General features: G+C 42.8%; 21 protein-coding genes and 2 rRNA genes (1 of these 23 only partly in view). 10 read left to right on the top strand and 13 right to left on the bottom strand.

Annotated elements, in window-relative coordinates:
* Positions 1-120: 120 nt before the first annotated feature.
* Together ACMVDV_RS14480 and ACMVDV_RS14475 are read left to right on the top strand one after the other, a co-directional pair.
* Positions 121-3,393, top strand: a complete 3,273-nt coding sequence (locus ACMVDV_RS14480; protein WP_416158598.1) for a methyl-accepting chemotaxis protein — start codon at positions 121-123, stop codon at positions 3,391-3,393.
* Between the two features lie 107 nt (positions 3,394-3,500).
* The gene (locus ACMVDV_RS14475; protein WP_416158597.1) at positions 3,501-3,980 is read left to right on the top strand and encodes a DUF4124 domain-containing protein; all 480 of its coding nucleotides are present in this window, start codon (positions 3,501-3,503) and stop codon (positions 3,978-3,980) included.
* Here the strand turns inward: ACMVDV_RS14475 and ACMVDV_RS14470 are convergent, their stop codons facing one another.
* Both ACMVDV_RS14470 and ACMVDV_RS14465 read right to left on the bottom strand, forming a co-directional pair.
* Positions 3,981-5,099 carry an aminotransferase class V-fold PLP-dependent enzyme gene (locus tag ACMVDV_RS14470; RefSeq protein ID WP_416158596.1) on the bottom strand — a complete coding sequence of 373 codons (1,119 nt, stop codon included), beginning with the start codon at positions 5,097-5,099 and terminating at the stop codon, positions 3,981-3,983.
* Between the two features lies 1 nt (position 5,100).
* Positions 5,101-6,273: a PrnB family protein gene (locus ACMVDV_RS14465; RefSeq protein WP_416158595.1), complete on the bottom strand. Its 1,173-nt coding sequence runs from the start codon at positions 6,271-6,273 to the stop codon at positions 5,101-5,103.
* Positions 6,274-6,417: 144 nt separating this feature from the next.
* Here ACMVDV_RS14465 and ACMVDV_RS14460 point away from each other — a divergent pair, with 144 nt between their 5' ends.
* The 3 genes from ACMVDV_RS14460 (at position 6,418) to ACMVDV_RS14450 (ending at position 9,653) form a co-directional block, all read left to right on the top strand.
* Entirely contained in the window at positions 6,418-6,876 is a 459-nt protein-coding gene (locus ACMVDV_RS14460) for an Lrp/AsnC family transcriptional regulator (protein ID WP_416158594.1), read from the top strand.
* 270 nt (positions 6,877-7,146) lie between these two features.
* Positions 7,147-8,514: an alpha/beta hydrolase gene (locus ACMVDV_RS14455; protein ID WP_416158593.1), complete on the top strand. Its 1,368-nt coding sequence runs from the start codon at positions 7,147-7,149 to the stop codon at positions 8,512-8,514.
* On the top strand, positions 8,511-9,653 hold the full coding sequence (locus ACMVDV_RS14450; protein WP_416158592.1) for a GNAT family N-acetyltransferase: 1,143 nt from the start codon (positions 8,511-8,513) through the stop codon (positions 9,651-9,653). The genes ACMVDV_RS14455 and ACMVDV_RS14450 overlap by 4 nt, the downstream gene beginning before the upstream one ends.
* Here the strand turns inward: ACMVDV_RS14450 and ACMVDV_RS14445 are convergent.
* Positions 9,637-10,230, bottom strand: coding sequence for a DUF938 domain-containing protein (locus ACMVDV_RS14445; protein WP_416158591.1), 594 nt, complete (start codon positions 10,228-10,230; stop codon positions 9,637-9,639). The genes ACMVDV_RS14450 and ACMVDV_RS14445 overlap by 17 nt on opposite strands.
* Positions 10,231-10,412: 182 nt before the next feature.
* On the opposite strand from ACMVDV_RS14445, the gene ACMVDV_RS14440 reads away from it, so the two are divergent.
* From ACMVDV_RS14440 to ACMVDV_RS14420, 5 genes are all read left to right on the top strand, one after another.
* The gene (locus ACMVDV_RS14440; protein WP_304183314.1) at positions 10,413-10,595 is read left to right on the top strand and encodes a hypothetical protein; all 183 of its coding nucleotides are present in this window, start codon (positions 10,413-10,415) and stop codon (positions 10,593-10,595) included.
* A 97-nt stretch (positions 10,596-10,692) separates the two neighbouring features.
* Positions 10,693-11,058, top strand: coding sequence for a hypothetical protein (locus ACMVDV_RS14435; RefSeq protein ID WP_304183317.1), 366 nt, complete (start codon positions 10,693-10,695; stop codon positions 11,056-11,058).
* An 8-nt stretch (positions 11,059-11,066) separates the two neighbouring features.
* The gene (locus tag ACMVDV_RS14430; protein ID WP_416158590.1) at positions 11,067-12,443 is read left to right on the top strand and encodes a class II fumarate hydratase; all 1,377 of its coding nucleotides are present in this window, start codon (positions 11,067-11,069) and stop codon (positions 12,441-12,443) included.
* 117 nt (positions 12,444-12,560) lie between these two features.
* The gene (locus ACMVDV_RS14425; RefSeq protein ID WP_416158589.1) at positions 12,561-13,037 is read left to right on the top strand and encodes a hypothetical protein; all 477 of its coding nucleotides are present in this window, start codon (positions 12,561-12,563) and stop codon (positions 13,035-13,037) included.
* A gap of 11 nt (positions 13,038-13,048) precedes the next feature.
* Positions 13,049-13,444: a hypothetical protein gene (locus tag ACMVDV_RS14420; RefSeq protein WP_416158588.1), complete on the top strand. Its 396-nt coding sequence runs from the start codon at positions 13,049-13,051 to the stop codon at positions 13,442-13,444.
* A gap of 17 nt (positions 13,445-13,461) precedes the next feature.
* On the opposite strand, the gene ACMVDV_RS14415 is transcribed toward ACMVDV_RS14420, so the two are convergent.
* The 10 genes from ACMVDV_RS14415 to ACMVDV_RS14370 all read right to left on the bottom strand — a co-directional run.
* Positions 13,462-13,647: a hypothetical protein gene (locus tag ACMVDV_RS14415; protein WP_192542566.1), complete on the bottom strand. Its 186-nt coding sequence runs from the start codon at positions 13,645-13,647 to the stop codon at positions 13,462-13,464.
* 73 nt (positions 13,648-13,720) lie between these two features.
* Positions 13,721-14,038: a hypothetical protein gene (locus ACMVDV_RS14410; RefSeq protein WP_304183325.1), complete on the bottom strand. Its 318-nt coding sequence runs from the start codon at positions 14,036-14,038 to the stop codon at positions 13,721-13,723.
* Complete coding sequence (locus ACMVDV_RS14405; protein ID WP_304183327.1) at positions 14,035-14,673, bottom strand: hypothetical protein; 639 nt, start codon at positions 14,671-14,673, stop codon at positions 14,035-14,037. Before ACMVDV_RS14405 ends, ACMVDV_RS14410 begins: the two co-directional genes overlap by 4 nt.
* Before the next feature lie 71 nt (positions 14,674-14,744).
* Entirely contained in the window at positions 14,745-15,437 is a 693-nt protein-coding gene (locus tag ACMVDV_RS14400) for a PspA/IM30 family protein (RefSeq protein WP_304183330.1), read from the bottom strand.
* 30 nt (positions 15,438-15,467) lie between these two features.
* A complete protein-coding gene (locus ACMVDV_RS14395) occupies positions 15,468-15,881 on the bottom strand; it encodes a YjfI family protein (protein WP_016710541.1) in 414 nt (137 codons plus the stop codon).
* Between the two features lie 80 nt (positions 15,882-15,961).
* The gene (locus tag ACMVDV_RS14390) at positions 15,962-17,683 is read right to left on the bottom strand and encodes a polyamine aminopropyltransferase (RefSeq protein WP_416158587.1); all 1,722 of its coding nucleotides are present in this window, start codon (positions 17,681-17,683) and stop codon (positions 15,962-15,964) included.
* Between the two features lie 3 nt (positions 17,684-17,686).
* On the bottom strand, positions 17,687-18,586 hold the full coding sequence (locus ACMVDV_RS14385) for a DUF350 domain-containing protein (RefSeq protein ID WP_416158586.1): 900 nt from the start codon (positions 18,584-18,586) through the stop codon (positions 17,687-17,689).
* 39 nt (positions 18,587-18,625) lie between these two features.
* A complete protein-coding gene (locus tag ACMVDV_RS14380; protein ID WP_304183335.1) occupies positions 18,626-19,558 on the bottom strand; it encodes a CHAD domain-containing protein in 933 nt (310 codons plus the stop codon).
* A gap of 335 nt (positions 19,559-19,893) precedes the next feature.
* Positions 19,894-20,008 (bottom strand): 5S ribosomal RNA (gene rrf, locus ACMVDV_RS14375).
* A 169-nt stretch (positions 20,009-20,177) separates the two neighbouring features.
* Positions 20,178-22,286, bottom strand: a 23S ribosomal RNA gene (locus ACMVDV_RS14370); it runs 877 nt beyond the window's last position.

Genomic DNA, 22,286 nt, shown 5'->3' with positions numbered 1-22,286 from the left:
GCATTACAGCGACTAAAAAATCAATTTTCTCTCGCGACTCGCTTTTGAGGCCAGCTGTTCTAAACTAAATCTTAATTACCTATATTAGGTTTACAGCTTTGCTTTGATAAGGATGTTGTTATGGCTCACCCTACCCACTCATTTGGGCATTTTGTACGTAGCATTGGCTTGACTAAAAAGCTAGTTATTGCTTTTTTACTGGTTGCGTTAATTCCTTTGACAATCAGTATCAGCCTTGCCTTATATAATTCGGCGGCCTCGCTAAATAAGCAAACATACGCGCAATTAGAAGCCGTAAGTGAAATAAAAAAAAGCGCCATTGAAAGACACTTTATCGATATTAAAGCGCAATTATTATTTTTGGCACAAAGCCCACTGCTACACTCAGCAGCAGAGGAACTTAGCCTCGCGTTTAAAGAGCCGACTATAAATACCCTCGACAATAGCGCGCAACAACGCTTGGCTGATTATTATAACAACGACTTTAACGCTAAGTACCGCCTTGAAAATAAAGACGCGCCAGCCAAAGCTGAGCTACTGGCAGCACTGTCTCCCGCAGCGCGATATTGGCAATCACAATATTTAGCAGCCAACCCCTATCCAATTGGTGAAAAAGCGCAATTAATGCAAGCAAGTGCGGATAACAACTACAATTTACTGCACAGCAAATATCATGGCTTCCTACTAAATTTCGCTGAAACATTTGATTTCTACGATATTTTTATTGTCGATAATCACAGCGCTGAAATCGTGTATTCTGTTTATAAAGAGGTCGACTTTGCAACTTCATTGCTTGATGGCCCTTTTAACGATAGCAATCTAGCACGCGCCTTTAAGCAAGCAAAGACGCTCAATGAAGATGAAATAACCTTTGTCGATTACCAACAATATCTGCCCTCCTATGATGCGCCTGCAAGTTTTATCGCAACCCCTATATACAGCCGCGGCGTGCATACCAATACGCTGATCTTTCAACTATCCATCGATGCCCTCAACATTATTATGACTGAGCGGGCAGGCCTTGGTGTCAGTGGTGAGACTTATTTGGTCGGGCCTGATTTTTTAATGCGTTCAGATTCTTTTCTGGACCCTGAAAAACGCTCAGTGGTGAACTCATTTCGTAACCCAGCCGCAGGCCAAGTCAAAACGCATGCTGTTGAACTTGCCCAGCAAGGTAAAAAAGGCCAACAAGTGATCACTGATTATAATGGCTCTTTGGTGCTGTCGTCTTATCAGCCTATCAATGTGCTCGGCACGCAATGGTCGCTACTAGCAGAAATAGATCAACAAGAAGCATTTGCTGCAGTTAGTCAATTAACCACTATTTTAGTCGTGACTTTAATTGTATCAATCATTGCCATTACATTAATTGCGATGTGGTTTGCTCGTTCATTAACTCATCCTGTGCAGTTATTGGTAGATACCATGCGTCACGTTGAACAACAGGGAGATTTTTCAGTACGAACTCCGGTGCTTTCAAATGATGAAATAGGCTCCTCCGCAAACGCCTTTAACTGCTTGCTTGATGCACTGCAAAGTTCTATTTCACAAACCAATACTGTGATGAACAAAATGGCTGCCGGTGAATTTAATCATCGAATTAATGTTACCTGTAAAGGCGAGTTAGATTCCTTAAAGCAAGCTACCAATAATTGCGCTGACTCATTAGAGCAAGCTATGAACGAGTTGAATCATATTATAGATGAGATGAGCCAAGGGAATTTTAACAGCCAAATAACCACGCCTATGCAAGGGCAGCTGGGCACTTTAAAGCATAATATCAATGGCTCACTGCAATCATTAAACACCACAATTACTGAAATTGTTACTGTGATGAAGCATATTGAACATGGCGATTTTCAGCAGCAGGTTAACGTTGCTGCACAAGGCGCCTTGGCGCAATTAAAAAACAGTGTAAATAATTCAGTGCATAGTTTAGCTGGTGCCGTAAGTGATATTAGCCGGGTGATGAGTGCATTACACGAAGGGGATTTTACTCGGCATATCGAGCAACCTTTACAAGGACAACTAGCCATTCTTAAAAATGATATCAATACCAGTGTAGATAACCTTGCGTTGATCATTAAGGATATTAATAATGTGATGGCAGCGGTCAGTGCCGGTAACTTTAAACAACACGTAAACTGCAATGCAAATGGCCAATTAGCAACATTAAAAAGCAATATTAATAACTCAATTATGGGCTTAGATAATGCAGTGACTGAAATATCGAACGTGATGCTGGCGATTAGCAAAGGTAATTTTGAGCAGACAATAGATAGTAATATGCATGGCCAGCTGAATGCCCTCAAAGAAGATGTAAATAGCTCAATTAGTAATTTAAGCATTGTTATTGCAGAGCTCGCACGGGTGATGACCGCGATGCGCAACGGCGACTTTAGCCAACAACTGGAAACATCCATGCAAGGACAACTAGCCCAACTACAAGATGACGTGAATTGCTCTTTAACCATCACCGCAAATGCAATTACAGAAGTAACGGCTGTTTTGAGTGGACTCGCCCAAGGTAATTTAGATCAACAACTACGGCAAGATTATCAAGGTGTATTTGCGACCTTAAAGGCAGATGTTAATCAAACCATCGAAAAACTAACCACAGTTATCAGTAGCATTCAAGAGTCTGCTAATAAAGTTTCACAAAGTGCCGCAGAAATAGCCGCCAGTAACACGGAAATAAGCCAGCGTACCGAAGAGCAAGCAGCTAACCTAGAAGAAGCGAGCGCCAGTAGTAGCAATATGCTGGATGAAATAGCTACGATTACCAAACAAGCAAACGAAGCGGTTGCACTTGCAGAAAACGCCAAAGTAACCGCCACTGAAGGTGGAGAGCTGTCATCACAAACCGTCAATGCCATTATCGAAGTGAACAGCTCAAGTAAAGATATCAATGAAATTGTCTCAGTGATTGACGAAATTGCATTCCAAACCAATTTACTGGCACTTAACGCAGCGGTTGAAGCAGCTAGAGCGGGAGAACATGGTCGCGGGTTTGCAGTGGTTGCCAATGAAGTGAGAGAGTTAGCTGGGCGCAGTGCAACCTCGGCAAAACAAATAAAAGCGATCATTAGTAACAGTAATCAAAAAATTAGCCAAGGCACGGCATTGGCTAATTCATCCGGTGAAAAACTAAAACAAATTGTCAGTGCCGTAGCCGATGTCAACCAGATGATAGTGTCGATCAATGGCTCTTCTATTACCCAGCAACAAGCGATAAAAGAAGTTGATATTGTGGTGCAACGACTTACCACCTTGATCCAAGAGAACTCCGCAATGACAGAAGAAACGATGGCGGCGGCAAAGCAAATGGCTGATCAGGCCAACACCATGCGTCACATGCTTGGTTATTTTTCACTGCAGAAAATACCGCTATAACGAAATAGCTATAAATACTGCAGAGTCGCTAAAAACTGGCGACTTAATAAACAAACTTGCTAAACTAGCAGCACTGGGAATTTAAATTGCGAATTTAAGGATTATAAGTGCATTTGCAACGACTTAGTTTAACATTCGTGTACGTTATTACGCTGCTCATCGCACCGGCATCGGCTACTGAGGTGTATCGCTGTACGGTTGATGGTGTAGCCATTTTTAGCCAACTGCCATGTGGTGAAAACGCCCAAGAAATAACCATTCCCGAAACCAACGTAGCGCAAGGTATACCAAAGCAGAGCAAAGCTGTTGATGGAGAAGTTGATAGCTATATTACGATGCAAAAAATTGACCGAGACATTGCACTGCTCCAGCGCGAAATCAAACAACTACAAGATACTCTGGCAGCACAAAAAACTAAAATAAGCTATATGACTCAAGATACTGCAAATAGAATGGGGGCAAGTTCAATTGCTGATGCGATCGCGCAACGGACCGCACAAGCTGAGCGACGCATCAAACCGCAAATCGAACAATATCAACAACAGATCGAGACGTTAAACACCATGAAAACGCAGCTAAGCCAATAATTATTTATTTAAAACCCGTTTCACGACTTTTATTAGCTGCTCGATATCGGCACTGTCGTTATAGATATGCGGTGACACTCGCACCCCGTATGCCCGCATATCAACACTAATATCAGCCGCTGTCAAAGCAGCTAAAATCGCAGTTTGTTGCTCGGCAAAATTTATAATTGCCGTACCACTGCATTTAGTCGGTGCAACTGGCGATACCACATAAGGAGCGAGCTCTGTTGTTAATTGCGCGAGTAACGCTAAGTTATGCGCACGCACCTTATCAACACCTAAGAGAGCAAAATATTGCATGCTGTGCCCTGCAATCACAAATGGCGCAATTGCAGGTGTGCCTCCCCAAAAGCGCAGCGCGGTATCATGATAAGCAAAATGGTGAATATCAAACTCAAATGGATTTTGGTGGGAAAACCAACCCACATCCTGTGGCTCACAAATACTTAACTGTGCTTTACTGACCCATAAGTATGCTGCACCAGGACCAGAACATAGCCATTTAACGCTTGAGCCAATCATAAAATCAACATCAACTTGGCTTAAGTTTAACGGCAACACACCAGCCGATTGCGCGACATCAACAATACTTAAGCACCCGACTTGCTTGCAAAGTTTGCTAATTTCAGCCACTGGCGCTTGCTGACCCGTATTTGAATATGCATGACTAATAAACACTAAATCGATATCTGCTTTTATGAACGGCTGCCACTGCGCACTGTCTGTTAAGTCAACGTGTTCAGGAATAAACTCTATTTTAGCGCCACTGGCTAAGGCTTTTTGCATCGCAAAGCCCATACTAGGAAAATCACTTTGCGCCATTAACACTTTACAGCCTGCTTGTTGCAGCCGAGGGTGTGACATAACGAGCTTAGTTAATGCGCTAGACAGATTAACTTGCGGGCAAAACTGCTCACTTGGAGAATTAAACAGTAAGCTCAGCGCAGTTGTAAAACGACTAATAACAGCTAGCCACTGCTGCCATGGCTCTTTATTACTCGCCTGCCAAGGAGCAAAAAAGTGTTGGTTAAAATCATCTTGGCTACTTTTCAATGCGCGGCCAACAGAGTGATTAAGTAAATAACACCCCTCAGCCAAGTGAAAATCGTCTTTATACATTTTAATTGCCCACCCACTGTTTGAGCTGCATTAAATCATGGTAACGCGTTTTGATATCATCACGCTTAGCTGCTGCTCGGCGATCTCTTAATTGCTCTAGTGAGTCTAATAACACATGTAATGGCGGGCCGCTGGCTGTCACTTTATTCATATGTTGCTGTTGCATTTGCTGCGCAGGCTGAGCAATAAACTTGCTTACTAATTGGTTGTGGTGGCCAATTGCCGTATCGCCATGGAGTTTACACACTTGGATAAATAATTTGGCGTTGGTTTTAAACCATGCACTGTGACGTGCCTCTCCTGCTGCTAAAAAGTCATCCATTAAACTTGGCATGCGCATTGATTCACGCAGTATTTGCTGATCTTCAGGCATCATATATAAAAATTTGTCCACCAGCATTTGTGAATAACTCGGCTCGTTGGCAAAGCACAGCCCTAGCAGCATATCAATCACGTTAATACCGGCAAAATCGCCGGCATTAGCGCCGCGGTAAATCTCTTTACCCACTCGGTATGGCTTATAATAGGGGCGTACACAAAAGAAGAATCGCTCGGTATCGAGTTGATTATATAATGCTGTATTTGATTCAATCACATCGACCAAAGCCTGCTTAGCAACTTTAAGTAAATCACCGCATAGCGGATGCGAAATACCTAATGGCTGAATTTTTAATAAGGCATCAGCGGCGCGCTTATACGCTAAAATACCTTTGGTATTGTAATCAATGAATAATTTTTCATCGCTCAGATCAGTAAAGCGCTTATAAAGGCCATTAATCGCCTTATTATGGGTGGTTAAATGGGCGGTCGCAAAGCGTGGCGTTACCCCAATGGATGCACCAATATGCATTGCTAGTGCTGATGCTTCCACCAGCGGCGAGGTTGTCTCCCGTGATGGTTCGGTAATTTCATGGCGTCGACACGCAGCCATAAATAAGCCAACATTGCCCAGTAAATCAAAGGCACGCTCAAAACCTTCATCGGTATTGCCTTCAGCTAGTAGCTTACGAATATGGGCATTACCTTGCGCTTCTAATTGATGCTTGAATTGCTCGCCAACAAATTCCACATTGGCTTTGTCTGCTTGTTGCCAATAAATAGTCTCTAGCTGACTGTTGATCTCTACAAAGCGGGTTCTGAGCCACTCGTCAAATGCCTGAGTATTGCTGCTCATTGGCATAACTCCATATCAAATATTTATTGCATTTATGTTAACAGATAATATAGAGCGCAAATCAGCAAAACTGCGAATAAAAAAGCACATAATTAGTGAAATTCACTCTATAATCACAATTAAATACAATTTATTGTCATATTTATGAGTTTAGATAAAAAAGATCAACAATTACTAACGTTATTACAAAGCAATGCACGCACCTCTGTATCAGAACTTGCAACAACGGTAAGCCTATCGGATACCCCTTGCTTACGGCGCATCAAAAAGCTTGAAGCAAGCAAAGTGATCAGCGGCTATCATGCGGCTCTAAACCCCCGCGCACTTGGCTTAAACGTATTGGTTTATGCATTTGTGCGATTAAGTCAAAATTCGGTCAGCGCAGCTAATATGTTTGAAGAGCAAGTTGCAAAACTTAATCATGTACTAGAATGTTCTGTAATATCTGGTAGCTATGATTACTTATTGAAAATTATTGCGGCCGATCTAGAAAGCTATGAAAGCTTTGTAAAACATAAGCTTGGTAGTATTAATTGCATTGCCAATATTGAGTCTACGGTGGTTTTAAAGCAAACATTTAGCAAAAAACAGCTGCCGCTTTAAAAAACAACATCATTTAGCGGCTACTCTAGAGATTGGAAAATATGATCGCGCAGAGCAAAATGTTTAATATCTCTATTTATGCATTCCAAAAGCCGATTTTTAGCAAATATCAGCCCTGCAATTCGTACTCCACTTAATGCCGTGATAGGGCTTTAACGTTAGCGAAACCACCACTACACTTTGACTTGAGTAAACTAAAAGCTCTACACCTTGCAAAACGACTCGAACTCGATAAGCTAACCGAGCGCCGAATCAATTATGTAGATGTTTATGAGCCTTAATGGAATATTACTAGCCGTTGTTTTACTAACCACCTCTAGCTTTGCAATCAGCCAAACCGACTGTGTAACTCAGTTAACTGATTTAGACTATATTATGAAGAGTAAAGAGCAAGGGTTGTTGCGATTCGAAAATAGCAAGCCAACTACAGAGTTTAGCTATCAAAGTACGCAAACATATAGTGACTACTTGAGCTTTGCATATCAGCACATTTTGACGACAAACCCGCGCGCCTCAATGCCTTGTCCAATTCAAACCGCAACCTATCAGCTATTAGTTAAACAACAACTCAGACCCAGCATGGCGAACATTAGCGACCTTATAGCGCCTTTTGAGCTGCGCCAAAACAATGCTCGCAAAGCAGTGCTATTGATCCATGGCCTGACTGACTCACCGTTCACCTTTCATGACTTAGCACAAATTTACTTTGAGCAAGGTTACAACGTGCGTACTTTATTGTTACCTGGTCATGGCACGGCCGCTGACGCACTGAGTCGGGTTACGGCCAAACAATGGCAGCAAGCTGTAAACTATGCAATTGCGCGCACCAGCAAAGATTTTGATCAGGTTATTTTAGGGGGCTATTCAACAGGCGCTACACTTTTAGTTAATTATTTAACTGTGCAGCCCAGCAACCCAAAAATAACCGCGCTGATGTTGTTTTCACCCGCCACTGAGCCACACAATAAAAATGGTTGGCTTGCTAAATGGATTGACTATATTCCTTTTGTTAATTGGATAGATAAAGACGCCGACATCGATTTTGCTAAGTATGAGTCATTCCCACTCAATGCCGTAACTGCAGCCGATGATGCGATGCATTCAATCGCCTTGTCTAAACTGGCAAAACGGCGATTACCAAACTTACCTATCTTTTCAGTGATGAGTGATGTAGATACCACCATTGATACCCGTGCTTCCCTGCAATTATTAAGCACTTTACATGATGCCACAGCCCGCCCTGCCAATCGCTTAGATACACTGCTTTATTATGGCGATAAAAACACCATTAACAGTGATTTCCCGGCAGATTACACAGTAATAAATCCCCAGTGCCAAACTGCAACTTGTAAGAATATCCATGGCATATCTCATATTGCCGTGGTTAATTCACCTAACAACCCGCATTATGGCGCCCAAGGTCACTACCGCAATTGTGGCAGTTACCTTGATGACGATGCCTTATATGCACACTGCAAAACCACGAAGAAGCCAAATATTGGTGAGCGCACTGCAGAAAATGTCGCGGCATTTGCAACCTTGCAACGACTCACTTATAACCCCTACTTTGATGAGCAAGCAGGCTATATCAGGCAATTCATTCAGCAGGTTGAAGGTTTGCAGGGGAAGCAACAATGACAGCATTTAGCCATCGCTGGTTTGCCTGTATTAGTGAAATAGATGCTGACGTTTGGCAATCATTTTTTGCAGATAATCCATTTACTGATCATGCATTCTTATTTGCCCTAGAGCAGAGCCAGTGCGTATCAGCTGCGACAGGCTGGCAACCGTATCATTTAGCGGTGTATCAAAATGACACCCTAGTTGCACTTGCGCCAGGTTATCTAAAAAGTCACTCTTATGGCGAATATGTATTCGATTGGGCATGGGCAGAAGCATACCAGCAACATGGCTTAGACTATTACCCCAAATGGCTTTGTGGCTCTCCTTTTAGCCCGATTGAAGGACCACGTATTGCGGTTGATTACGCACAGCCAGAGCAAATATATCAGTACATAACCGCACTATTAACGGCTCACTGCCAGCAGCAGGGATGGTCGGGTTGGCATATTAATTTTTGTACGCAACAACAAGCCTCACACCTGACGGCACAACAAGGCATGCATCGCATTGGCGTACAATTCCAATGGCAAAATCAAGGCTATGCTGATTTTGATGACTTTTTAGCGCAATTAACAGCACGTAAACGTAAAGCGTTGAAAAAAGAGCGCAGTAAAATAGCTCAGCAAAACATTACTATTAAGTGGCTGCAAGGTGAACAAATTACGCTTGCTGTTATGAGCCAATTTTGTGAATTTTATCAACGTACTTACTTAAAGCGATCTGGTCATCTGGGGTATTTAAGTCATGATTTTTTTGTGCTACTGCATGCACTTATGGCGGATAAACTGGTGATCATGCATGCAATACGCGACGATGAGGTGATCGCTGCCACACTGAGCTTTAAAAGTAATAACACCTTATATGGACGCTATTGGGGAGCGCTAGAGGAAGTAGACTGCTTACACTTTGAGCTGTGTTATTACCAAGGGATTGAGTATTGTATTAACCAACAATTAAGCTGCTTTCACTCCGGCGCACAAGGCGAGCATAAAATTGCCCGCGGATTCGCTCCGGTATTTACTCACTCAGTACACCATGTGCTCGATGCAGATTTTAGTCCCGCAATTGCCGATTACTTAAAGCGTGAGCAACAACATTTACGTATTTATCACCGCCAATGTACTGAGTTATTACCTTTTAAAAATGCCGTTTAAAGATCAATAATTGATTATTAGCAGGCATAGCAATGTCATTTACTAACGTTAAGCCTGCAGCCGTTGCTAATTGTTGGATCCACTCAAAATCACGAATGCCGCTTTGGCTATCTTGTTGTTTTAAAAATTCATCAAAGCGTTGGTTGCTCTCGCTAGTAAAATGCCCCTGATATTTAAATGGTCCATAAATACATAATACGCCCTGCGCTGCTAAATGCTGCTCAACGCCATTAAAAAACCTCTCAACGAGCGCGCTACTTACGATATGCAACGTATTGGCGGTGTAAAGAGCGTTGACCTTTTTGACCGGCCAAGGAGCATTTAAATCAAGCTCAAGCGGCTCATGTAAATTAGCTAACTGTGCTTCAGCAAGCCATTGTTTTATGCCATAGTGATTGATCGGCCGATCACTTGTGTGCCATTGTAAATGCGGTAAATGTTCAGCAAAGTACACACTATGCTGGCCGGTGCCTGAGCCAATCTCTAACACGTTGTCAACATCGGCAAAACAGCTTTTTAGCTCGCTAAGAATAGGAGATTTATTATTTTCACAGGCCTGAGAGAAAGGTTTTTCCATGCAAATTTGTGCACCATGTTTGGTAATTAATGCACAACAGTAAAGCAAAAATATAAAACAATGTCCCGTTCTAATTTATTGTCAATAAAATAATGCCATATAATTCATGCAGTTAAGTTTTTTAATCATCATTGGTACGAGTTATGCTTTTATGAGTGTGAATCAACCTAATGGAGAAAACTATGTATATCTCACCCTATACCGCACTTGATGCTGCTTTAGCTGCGAGTGAAAAATCAGACGCAGATAAAACAAGCTGTGATGAACGAGGCACTATCATCGACTTACTTTCGCAATCAAATCAACACACACAAGTCTTGAGAAAACATGAAACTGATCAAATATTTATTCTTGGTTACAATTAAACAGTTACTCTCACGTCAAAATTTTCAATTTGTGACTTGCACTAAAACCGATTAGCTGTAATGATAACAATTATCGTTACAGCTAATCGGTTTTCTTATGCACGACCATCAAGCCATGCTTTTCTATCAACAACAAATGAAGTGCATTTGCCAGCGCCCTGGTCTACACGCCCCTGCTTTAGTGGCTGACTATATTGAAGCTGGGTTAAATGCGGCCCGCTATTACGAGAAAAAGCAGTGCATGCTGCTACAAGAACTGTATTTAAGACGTACTTTCCATGAAATTCTCAACAAAATGTGCGATTCTTTAATTCATTGTGCAATTCGCAAACAATGTTTAGAGCAACTTTATAAACCTCTGATGGCCTTAAAGCGCTTTTATAAAACCCATAACAGTACCAGAAAATATCTTATCTTGGAGCGAGAAGCGCGTATTCTCAGCCACGAATTCAACCCTTTTTAGGAGCTTTTATGAGCGAATTTAGAATCGAATCAGACAGTATGGGCGAATTACAAGTCCCTGCTGATGCACTTTATCAAGCCCAAACCCAACGTGCTGTAAATAACTTTCGTATTAGCGGCTTAGTGATGCCAAAACAGTTCATTAGCGCCCTTGCTTATATCAAACAAGCGGCAGCGCAAAGTAACTACGAACTTGGCCACTTAAGTCAAAATAAAGCGCAGTTAATCGAGCGTGCCTGCCAAGAGATCATTGATGGCCAACATTTAGAGCACTTCCCTATTGATGTCTTTCAAACCGGTTCTGGTACCAGCACTAATATGAATGCCAATGAGGTGATCGCAACGTTAGCGAGTAGCTATGGCGATGACACGATTCATCCTAATGATGACGTAAATATGGGGCAAAGCTCTAACGACGTGATCCCCACAGCCATTGCGGTAAGCAGTGTGATTAACGTGGTATATGAATTATTTCCGGCGTTGGACCAGCTTTCACAAACCTTGGAGCGCAAAAAGTCAGAAATTGGTGGCATTGTAAAAACGGGCCGTACCCACTTAATGGATGCCATGCCAGTCACATTCGCGCAGACTCTCAACACTTGGCAACATCAAGTTGATACAGCTATGGCTGGTATTCGCTATAGCCTCGAAGGGGTTTCAGCGTTAGCCCAAGGTGGTACAGCAGTAGGCACTGGCGTCAATGCCGACCCACTGTTTGCTGAGCAATTCTGTAAAAACCTCAGTGCTAATGTTGGTGTACGCTTTGTACCAAGTAAAAACTTTTTCTACAATATTGGTTCACAAGACGCCATAGTGTCACTTTCAGGACAGTTAAAAGTACTTGCTGTGGCACAAATGAAGATAGCGAACGATCTACGCTGGATGAATTCAGGCCCACTTGCCGGATTGGGTGAAATTGAGCTTGAAGCACTGCAACCGGGCTCTTCAATCATGCCTGGTAAAGTTAATCCAGTGATCCCAGAAGCGGCGGCGATGGTAAGTGCCCAAGTTATCGGCAATGACGCCACTATTACTGTCGCAGGCCAATCTGGTAACTTTGAACTCAACGTCATGCTGCCAGTAATCGCTTATAACATCTTGCAGAGTATCGAGTTGCTTGCCAACAGTAGCCAAGCATTAGCCGATAAAGCGCTGCGTTCCTTTAAAGTTAATCAAAGTAATATCGACAAAGCACTCGCTAAAAATCCGATTTTAGTGACCGCTCTTAATCCGGTGATTGGCTATGAAAAAGCAGCCAAAATTGCCAAGCAAGCTTACCAGCAAGGCCGCCCAATCGTAGATGTTGCCGAGCAAGAAACCGAGCTTTCCCGTAGTGAGCTAGAAACGTTACTCAATCCAGCTAAATTAACTCAAGGCGGGTTATAAGCAATATTAAACCCGTCAAGGTGGCGGGTTTAACCTTTGAATGTCATAGTTTTTATTGCTGTGTTATGTGCAAAGTGTATGATAGTGGTTACTTGTTCATCACTGTGAAGGTTTATCATGCGCTTATCTGTTATCGCTGTACTACTCCCACTTTGCTTATCTGCTTGTTCGGATGCGGCAACCTCTAATAGCGACCAACTTAGTCCTGCCCCCGCAGCACTAGTGAAAGACAATCAAGCAACTAAGTTAGACCCGCAAACGCAGGAACAACCAACGAGAGAGAATATCCAAAAGGCCCACCAACAATTACAAGCTTTAACCGCAGACCCGCAATGTGATAGCAGTGCGCAATGTAAAGTATTAGCGGTAGGTAGCCGTGCTTGCGGTGGCCCAAGTAGCTATCTCGTGTATTCGAATAAAACCGCAAACGAGCAAGCAGTAGAGCAGCTAAGCAAAAAAATCACCTCGTTAGAGAGCCAATTTAACGCTGAAAATTCGATGGTCAGTATTTGTCAGCATTTAATGGCACCTGGGGCTCAATGTGTTGAAAATAAATGTGTTAAACTAGACAGCTCTGCGGCAAGTGTTTATTAAGGGATAGCTATATGAGTCGTTTATCATATTTTAAATGTTTAGTTACAACAGCCTGTTTTATGATTGTTAGTGGCTGTATGAGCACCACAGAGTCAGCCACAACGGGCAGTGCCAGCTTAGCTCAGTCAAATAATGCCTTAAATGAATTAGTGCAAGACACCAGCTGTACAGCGAGCTTTCAATGTAAAGTACTTGAAGTGGGCCAACGCGCATGCGGCGGGCCAAGTCGTTATATGGTTTATTCTACGCTCAACACTGAGCAAGAAAAAGCCGAGCAACTAGCACAGCAAATCAATGCACTTGAGGCCGATAACAATAAAAGCAATGGCTTAACTGATTGTTTGCCCGTTTTACCCGTGCAAGCTCTGTGTATAAATCAAACTTGTCAGTCGTTTGATCTAAAATAGAGAATCTTGTATCTGCGCTAAACCAGCAGTGGAATTAGCGCAGAGATAATTAATACTGCAATAATACAAATTCCCGCCTTAAAAATATGCTGCATTGGCATTTGTTTTTTCACCCAGTAAGCATAAATAAATCGCACAAAATAACTCGCGGCAGTGCCAAACAAGGCGAAGATAATTAAGTACGCGATTAAAACTATATTCACAGCAACTCATTTTTATAAGGAATTAAGCCCACAGTGTAAGGGCTTAATTTAAAGAAGGCAAAATATGGGTGGCTCAGCGCTTATTAGTGTGGGCAATTAGTAACTCTGCAACTTGTTGCTTTACAGCCCGTTTATCATCTACATCTACACCAAACCGCTCAGCAAGTAATGCTATTTCCTCATCATTTAAATTAAATGAAAGGCGCTGACGCGTTTTTTTTGATTTTACTTCAAGCGCTAAAATTTTGCGGATCATATCTGATGGCGTGAGCTCTTGATCAATGGCTTGTTTTTTTATCGACTTTTGCACTTCACTGCTAAGGTCGAATGCCATTTGCGTCGCTCTGACGGCTTGCTCTTGGCGTAACCATTTATCTTTGGTATTGCTCACTGTGCATCTCCTGGAAACAGATCAACAATATCAGTGATAGGGCGAGTTAAAGTCAGTGATACTTCGGTTTCACCACCATCCCAAATTTCAATATTGAGGCCATGGCTTTCATCACTTGATTCAAGGCAGATCATCTCACAAGGCTCACCACCTTGTTGCTCATACTGAGGAAGCGCTTGATCACGGTAATCTTTATTATGAAAATAACACACAAACGGTGTTTCAGTTTGTTGGTAGCTGCTACCTAAAAACTGCATATAACGTTCTGGGGTATTTTTCACTTCGATAAAAGTCAGCTGCTCTTCATCAAAAATGCGTGCAAATTCATCAAGAGTGAAAATTTCATCCACTTCATCGCGCTGAATTTTGATTGAAAAGTTCGCCCATTCTTCACCATCACTACGCTCAATTTGCAAAAATATAACTTTACCGGCATCACTTTCAAGCACTAGCTCATAATCAGCACTATGCTGATATTGATAAGTTTGCACATCAGTAACACGCAGAGTTTGGCCTTTTAACCAACTTGGATAAGCAAACGAATCGATCACAGTGAACATATCGCCTACTTTAAGTTCACTAGGATGATTTAATTGGCGTTCAGGCGCTTTTTTAGATTTAAAGAAGTTAAACATAGACTGCCTCATAAGCAAAAAAGGTAACCAAACGTTGCTCGGTTACCTTTTTAATAATCAATAATACCGCGTTAGCCGTTTTGCTTAGCTTTAATACGCGCTAGGATATCTGCACTTTTCGGACTGCTGTCGCCAATCCCGGCTTCAGCCATTTTTGCTTTTAGATCATCACCGTTAGTGTCTGCTTCAAGCACTTTAGCTGCACCTAATTGATCTTGACGATCTTGTTGGCGCTGCTTAATACGCTCCAGTGACTGACGTGCATTAGTCATCGACGAGCTGTTGGTATTAAGTGTACTGTTTACAGCCATAGTCGCTTGTTGCACGCTTTCAGTGGTTTTAACCATAGTAAGCTGACGTTGATTTTCTTTAATCGACTTTTCAGCGTCTTTTACCTGCTGTTTAAGCGTCACAATGTGATTGCTAAAACCCGCTAACACTTGATCATGTTCTGCTTTCTCGCTTTCAAAATCACCGATTTTTTCAGCAATTTCTAGTGCTAAAGTTTCGTTGCCTTTTTCAAGGGCTTGACCAGCATACGCTTCGTGCTCAGCAATTGATGCATCTAATGCGCTAATTTTACGCTTAGTTTGCATTTCTTTTGCCATCACTTCAGTTAAGCTCTTTTTGGCACGTTGTAAGGCATTTTGTGCGTCAGCAATTTCTTGCTCAAAAATACGAATGCCATTAGCATCAACAATTGCTTCGCCGGCTTCACGGGCGCCGCCACGTACTGCTGTAAATAATTTTTTTAAAATACTCATAATCTTAACTCCACGTAAAATAGCTAGCTATTAATCGTTTAAATAAATGGTTACCGCTTCTAATGCATCAATGGCATTATCGGCTAATGTAACTAGCTCATGGGTAATGTCATCAAACGATGAATTAACCGACAAAGCACCAAAAATCGCATACTTATCATCAATCTTTGCAAATGCACTCAGTGGGATTGGGACATTTAAACGTAATAGTGTTTCGTTTAACTCACCACGCAATTCCGATTTAACTTCCTCATCCGCAAATAAGTAGCTGATACATAGCAGCTGCTCTTGTGTTTGCGTAACAAAAATTGGAAGCTCATCATTGCCATCAACTATAACTTGCAACACATCTTGCTCACCTGGATTGGCAATCAAGAAAGACTCAAAGTTAGCGCCTTCGGTTTCAAAGGATGCTAGTTTTATTGAAAGTTCATTTAATTCCATGTCTCTGCCTTTTTGTCATTTGACATATTATGTCTGAGTTAAGATTCGCATAGCCGACATATTATGTCAACCATGTTTTATTAATTTTTATACAATTCACTTTCTATCTGCCATGCACTTCGGTAGTAATCATACAAAGTACCTGACCCTAATTGATTGACTTCAATATCATTTATTTGTTCAAAATAATGATTAGGAAATACAAATGCAGCCAATAAATATTTTTGGCTAATCCACCGCGAAGCAACCGGAAGTGCTGTTGCCTGTTCAATTCGCGCACTGGCTGATTTGCCTGTCGTCGTTGCAATTGTCCAACCCCATTGCCCAAATGAAGGGATATTTTGCTGGTATTGCTCGACATGCTTAAACCCTGCGGCTTTAACCGTTTTGCCAATACTTAAAAAAGCCTTTTTCGCATGATAAGGCGAGGTAGACTGCACCGCCATCGCACCATCTGCTGCGAGTAACTGACGAATATGATTATAAAAATAATCACTGTACATCTTATTTAAGTCAGGGTGGTTAGGATCAGGTAGGTCAATAATGATAGTGTCAAAACGCTTACCTTCATCGAGCAGACGCTCAACTTCTAAAAATGCATCGCCCACGATCACGTTCGCTCGAGGATCAAGCATAGAATTGCCATTGAGTTTGCGCAAACGCGCATTGATCTGTGCTGGTGCTGTAAATTCGTTGCTTGGGTGACCAAATAAGTTAAGTAACTGGCCATCCAAATCAATCAGCGTAACTTCTTGTACTGGCCATTTCAATACATCGCGCAGAGCAAGCCCGTCACCGCCACCAATGATCAACACGTTATCATGACGATTAGAAGCTAACAGCGGTGGATACACCAGCATTGAATGATAAATTTGCTCATCAACGCTGGAGAACTGTAAGCGACCATTTAAGTAAAGATCGGTGATTGGCTCTGGTTGATTACGACTTAACCGCTCGGTTAACACAAGATGCTGATATTTAGTGGCTTCAGAGTAAATAACTTTATCTTTATAAAGTACGTTACTTAAATCTTTCATCCAGCTACTACCAAGTACAAGGATAAAAGCAAACAATACTAACAAACCAATATGGCAAACAAACAGTAATTTGGCATAACGTACATGACTGTGATAGCGCCACAAGAAAGCCAAACCGGCAATAATATTAAATAACGCAGTCCAAGCAGCTGCTTGCATAATTGGCATCGCCAACATAATGCTCACCCAGATGGCTGCGCCAATCCCTGCCCCAATGTAATCGGCACCATAAATTGTACCGGCATTATTTTCTAAAAACCGGCCATAAACATGCTGACGAATACGCGCGATCAAGGGTATTTCCATACCAATCAATAGGCCGAGCAATAAACCAAATACATACGGTAGAAAACGTGACCACTCTTGGAGTTTCTGAAAAATATAACCGTTAAGCACCACATCGGCGGGCAGATTAAAAATCTCTGAAAAAATATGCGGTAATGAATAGCTAACAGCAATTACGCTGGCAATAGCTAATATACAACCCATGCCAACCAAAGCAATCAGACTCTCAAGCCAAGCAAACGCGGTAAAAGGGTCTTTAAACCAACGAGCTAAAAAAGCGCCCATCCCCATAGCGACGATCATTGTACCAATCATGGCATAAATAGCGCTCTCTACTGAACCCAGAACACGCCCTGCGTAGTGAGATAAAAGATACTCATAAATAAGGCCACACCCAGCGAGTACGGCCATAACAGATATTAATAAAAAATCATGCCCAAGTAAGGCAAACTTACTTGGGCTTTGGCTAGTGTGAGACAAGTTTTATGCGCCTAATAGAGTTGCCATAGTAATACCCACTGCAAATGAAACTGCAGCAGAAATAGTGGCTACACCAATATTCTTTTGGCGATTTACTTCATCAGAAATATCACAACCTGATAAGATGATTTTGATGGTAATTAAATGCAGCGCAATGAATACAAGGATGCAAACAAGTGCACTAATCGCCCAGTAAACTAAGCTAGCATTAATACTATCTGCTACATAAGGTGCAATACCTGAGGCTGCGGTAATAGCAAGCGCGCTACCAACCAAAAAGCCCGCATAACGAATACCAACCGCTAAATTGCCATCAATAATAGCCTGCTGTAAGCAGTCTCCACTGCGATTAGTACGCTTAAACAACTGTACGCGATACTGACTTACCAACAACAATGCGATACTGCCAATAATAAACGCCGCAATAACAATTGGGATACCATGCCAGCCTTCTGTAGCGACCCAGAACAACGCTGAGCGTATAACAATTGCCACACTGACAACATGGCCAAAATCAATCACTGCCGCTGTTACATTGCCCTTAACGATTTCGTCATGCAGGCTTACTTTACGCAGTGCAACTTTATCTTGAAAAAAGTGACCCAGTTTGATCAGCGCAATCGCTAACAAACCGTATCCGCCCATTTGCAGTGCTTCTTGCTGTAAAGATGCAGCAAACGCACCGCTACTGACACCTGTAAGCACTATTGCTAATGCAACTAAGCCTGCGGCAAAGCTAATGCCAAACGCGAAGTTATCACGCTCGGTGATTTCATCATTGGCATGTAAATTAGATACCCAACCTTTAATAAATTTCAGGCTCACAAACAGTGCAATAATAATTGCAAAATCAATCGCGATTGCTTGCAGCGACCACATAGTTATTCCATTAAATTCATACATATTCTTATAACTCCAACACTAAATCTTTTAAATAGCCGTTTACTTACCGCGACTAACACCGCGAGAGGTTCTGCTGCTGCTGTCTCTTACCGAGCCCGAACTTTTACTGTAACTACTGCTTTTAGAGTAACTACTGCGTGTTTTCGGTGGGGTATAACTGCTACGACTTAACCCTGAAGCACCGCTCTTTTTCGACGCATAAGGACTGGTAAACTGTTTACCTTGACGTTGATAAGACTGGCGTGTTCGTGTTTCTACTGCCGTTTGTGCTTTCATCTGTTTCGGGCTGGTATAGCGGGCACGGCCATAATCATTATAATAGCTATATTTACGGCGCTTGCTCCAACTGCCATATTCCACACGATCAAATACATCGCCTAAAATACGGTACATACCATACCATTGCCAAAAGCTGATACCGTTACTGTTAGTTTGCCAATTACCATAATTAGGATTGCCGACTAACTGATTGCCTTCACCTTCACCTTCCGCCTGCTTGCTAATTGCACCCACACGGGCCAATGAACCGCCTGACATATCAGCAAGCATATTAATTGGATCGGTCAGCGCATCAGAAAATAGCGCAGGCTTTACAGCATCACGTAACAGGTCAATATTAAGTAACGTTTCTTCATAAGGGGGGATTAAATAAGTACTTTTAATATCAGCTAAACGCTGCGTTAAGCCAGTATAGAGCGCACCTTTGCGAGTTGCATCCTGTGCAAGTACCGTTGCGATTTGTGTCAGTTCTGGTTTTTCATTACTGATTATACGGCCATATTCACCTAATAAAGCCGCATTGCGAATTGAGCCATTATCTAACGCTTTACCAAGTCCTGCTAACTCAACTTCAGCTTTAGCTATAGATTGTTTAATTGTTTCTTGTAACTGCTCTTCTTTCGATTGACAGCCCATAAGTAAGCTTACCAAACAAAATAAACTGATAAGTTTCCAAGCTTTTATATTCGACATTCATGTCACCTGATTTACTAAATTAACCCCGCTAGTTTTACACAGGTCAGAAAGTAAACCAAGGATGAAATTGCAACAAGATGATAATTTAGGAAAAATCAAATGCAGAGAAATAGTTTGCGAGTTTAAATTTCATTATGGGGAGCGCGAGTTTAAAAAGCCTGCAAAAAGGGTCTGTTGTTTAAGGGATAGATTGCACTGCGAGGTAGTTGTGGCATTCTTTTTATGGTTGACACTGTGCAACTGATAGCTGACGGCTTAAAACTGAGAGCTATACTTTATTTTAGGCAACAAAAAACCCGTCACATCGCTGTAACGGGTTTCTTTAATTTGGAGCCTGGCGATGACCTACTTTCACATAACAAATGCTACACTATCATCGGCGCTGTTTCGTTTCACTACTGAGTTCGGCATGGGGTCAGGTGGGTCCAAAACGCTATTGTCACCAAGCAAATTTGGTATTAATCCGCTCTTTCGAGCCAATTAATTAAAATTTGGAAAATGGCTGATAATTGTCTTCTTACAACTTAAAGCTTATCGCTTAAAGCTGCCAGTAAATCTACTTTAGTTATATTAACTTCTTCGCTTAAACTGTCGCATAAAACGCGTTTGGCGTTGTATGGTTAAGCCTCACGGGTAATTAGTACAAGTTAGCTTAACATATCACTATGCTTCCACATCTTGCCTATCAACGTTGTAGTCTTCAACGGCCCTTCAGAGACTTTAAAAGTCTAGTGAGAACTCATCTCGAGGCCTGCTTCGCGCTTAGATGCTTTCAGCGCTTATCAGTTCCGAACGTAGCTACCGGGCAATGCCATTGGCATGACAACCCGAACACCAGCGGTTCGTTCACTCCGGTCCTCTCGTACTAGGAGCAACCCCTCTCAATTCTCAAACGCCCACGGCAGATAGGGACCGAACTGTCTCACGACGTTCTAAACCCAGCTCGCGTACCACTTTAAATGGCGAACAGCCATACCCTTGGGACCGACTTCAGCCCCAGGATGTGATGAGCCGACATCGAGGTGCCAAACACCGCCGTCGATATGAACTCTTGGGCGGTATCAGCCTGTTATCCCCGGAGTACCTTTTATCCGTTGAGCGATGGCCCTTCCATTCAGAACCACCGGATCACTATGACCTACTTTCGTACCTGCTCGACGTGTCTGTCTCGCAGTTAAGCTGGCTTCTACCATTACACTAACCGTACGATGTCCGACCGTACTTAGCCAACCTTCGTGCTCCTCCGTTACTCTTTGGGAGGAGACCGCCCCAGTCAAACTACCCACCAGGCACTGTCCGTAACCCCGATCCAGGGGCCAACGTTAGAACATCAAAACTACAAGGGTGGTATTTCAAGGACGACTCCAACAAAACTAGCGTCTCATCTTCTAAGTCTCCCACCTATCCTACACATGTAGGTTCAATGTTCAGTGCCAAGCTGTAGTAAAGGTTCACGGGGTCTTTCCGTCTAGCCGCGGGTACACAGCATCTTCACTGCGATTTCAATTTCACTGAGTCTCGGGTGGAGACAGCGTGGCCATGGTTACACCATTCGTGCAGGTCGGAACTTACCCGACAAGGAATTTCGCTACCTTAGGACCGTTATAGTTACGGCCGCCGTTTACCGGGGCTTCGATCAAGAGCTTCTCCGAAGATAACCCCATCAATTAACCTTCCGGCACCGGGCAGGTGTCACACCGTATACGTCATCTTGCGATTTTGCACAGTGCTGTGTTTTTAATAAACAGTCCCAGCCACCTGGTCACTGCGGCTCCAATCAGCTTAGAGAGCAAGTCTCATCACCAATCGGAGCGTACCTTCTCCCGAAGTTACGGTACGATTTTGCCTAGTTCCTTCACCCGAGTTCTCTCAAGCGCCTTAGTATTCTCTACCTGACCACCTGTGTCGGTTTGGGGTACGATTCGGTATAATCTGAAGCTTAGAGGCTTTTCCTGGAAGTATGGCATCAGCAACTTCATCACCTTAGTGACTCGTCTCGTGTCTCAGCCTAACAGCAACCCGGATTTACCTAAGTCACTAGCCTACTCACTTTCACATGGACTACCAACGCCATGCTTGCTTAGCCTGCTCCGTCCCCCCATCGCAATTATACCAAGTACGGAAATATTAATCCGTTTCCCATCGACTACGCCTTTCGGCCTCGCCTTAGGGGTCGACTTACCCTACCCTGATTAACATGGGATAGGAACCCTTGGTCTTCCGGCGTGCGGGTTTTTCACCCGCATTATCGTTACTCATGTCAGCATTCGCACTTCTGATACGTCCAGCATACCTCCCGGTACACCTTCAACCGCTTACAGAACGCTCCCCTACCACTTGAGCATACCCCGAAACTATCTTTTATCACCACCGACTCACGTTCGGGGGACGCTTGAACGTTAGGTGCTTCGCACGTTAACGTTAATCAAAATAGCTTGGGTGGTATGCTCAAATCCGCAGCTTCGGTGCATAGTTTAGCCCCGTTACATCTTCCGCGCAGACCGACTCGACCAGTGAGCTATTACGCTTTCTTTAAAGGATGGCTGCTTCTAAGCCAACCTCCTGGCTGTCTGGGCCTTTCCACATCGTTTCCCACTTAACTATGACTTTGGGACCTTAGCTGGCGGTCTGGGTTGTTTCCCTCTTCACGACGGACGTTAGCACCCGCCGTGTGTCTCCCGGATAGTACTTTACGGTATTCGGAGTTTGCAAAGGGTTGGTAAGT

The sequence above is a fragment of the Pseudoalteromonas sp. ASV78 genome (assembly GCF_047806705.1).
Classification (GTDB): domain Bacteria; phylum Pseudomonadota; class Gammaproteobacteria; order Enterobacterales; family Alteromonadaceae; genus Pseudoalteromonas; species Pseudoalteromonas prydzensis_A.
This window is presented reverse-complemented; position numbering and strand designations above follow the sequence as displayed.

Bases quoted from the DNA above. Each gene is read 5' to 3' on its own strand.
- ACMVDV_RS14440 (WP_304183314.1), top strand. From the start codon at position 10,413: ATGTATATCTCACCCTATACCGCACTTGATGCTGCTTTAGCTGCGAGT.
- ACMVDV_RS14465 (WP_416158595.1), bottom strand. From the start codon at position 6,273: ATGAGCAGCAATACTCAGGCATTTGACGAGTGGCTCAGAACCCGCTTT.
- ACMVDV_RS14450 (WP_416158592.1), top strand. From the start codon at position 8,511: ATGACAGCATTTAGCCATCGCTGGTTTGCCTGTATTAGTGAAATAGAT.
- ACMVDV_RS14445 (WP_416158591.1), bottom strand. From the start codon at position 10,230: ATGGAAAAACCTTTCTCTCAGGCCTGTGAAAATAATAAATCTCCTATT.
- ACMVDV_RS14425 (WP_416158589.1), top strand. From the start codon at position 12,561: ATGCGCTTATCTGTTATCGCTGTACTACTCCCACTTTGCTTATCTGCT.
- ACMVDV_RS14430 (WP_416158590.1), top strand. From the start codon at position 11,067: ATGAGCGAATTTAGAATCGAATCAGACAGTATGGGCGAATTACAAGTC.
- ACMVDV_RS14455 (WP_416158593.1), top strand. From the start codon at position 7,147: ATGAGCCTTAATGGAATATTACTAGCCGTTGTTTTACTAACCACCTCT.
- ACMVDV_RS14420 (WP_416158588.1), top strand. From the start codon at position 13,049: ATGAGTCGTTTATCATATTTTAAATGTTTAGTTACAACAGCCTGTTTT.
- ACMVDV_RS14405 (WP_304183327.1), bottom strand. From the start codon at position 14,673: ATGTTTAACTTCTTTAAATCTAAAAAAGCGCCTGAACGCCAATTAAAT.
- ACMVDV_RS14400 (WP_304183330.1), bottom strand. From the start codon at position 15,437: ATGAGTATTTTAAAAAAATTATTTACAGCAGTACGTGGCGGCGCCCGT.
- ACMVDV_RS14380 (WP_304183335.1), bottom strand. From the start codon at position 19,558: ATGTCGAATATAAAAGCTTGGAAACTTATCAGTTTATTTTGTTTGGTA.
- ACMVDV_RS14470 (WP_416158596.1), bottom strand. From the start codon at position 5,099: ATGTATAAAGACGATTTTCACTTGGCTGAGGGGTGTTATTTACTTAAT.
- ACMVDV_RS14435 (WP_304183317.1), top strand. From the start codon at position 10,693: ATGCACGACCATCAAGCCATGCTTTTCTATCAACAACAAATGAAGTGC.
- ACMVDV_RS14395 (WP_016710541.1), bottom strand. From the start codon at position 15,881: ATGGAATTAAATGAACTTTCAATAAAACTAGCATCCTTTGAAACCGAA.
- ACMVDV_RS14480 (WP_416158598.1), top strand. From the start codon at position 121: ATGGCTCACCCTACCCACTCATTTGGGCATTTTGTACGTAGCATTGGC.
- ACMVDV_RS14460 (WP_416158594.1), top strand. From the start codon at position 6,418: ATGAGTTTAGATAAAAAAGATCAACAATTACTAACGTTATTACAAAGC.
- ACMVDV_RS14385 (WP_416158586.1), bottom strand. From the start codon at position 18,586: ATGTATGAATTTAATGGAATAACTATGTGGTCGCTGCAAGCAATCGCG.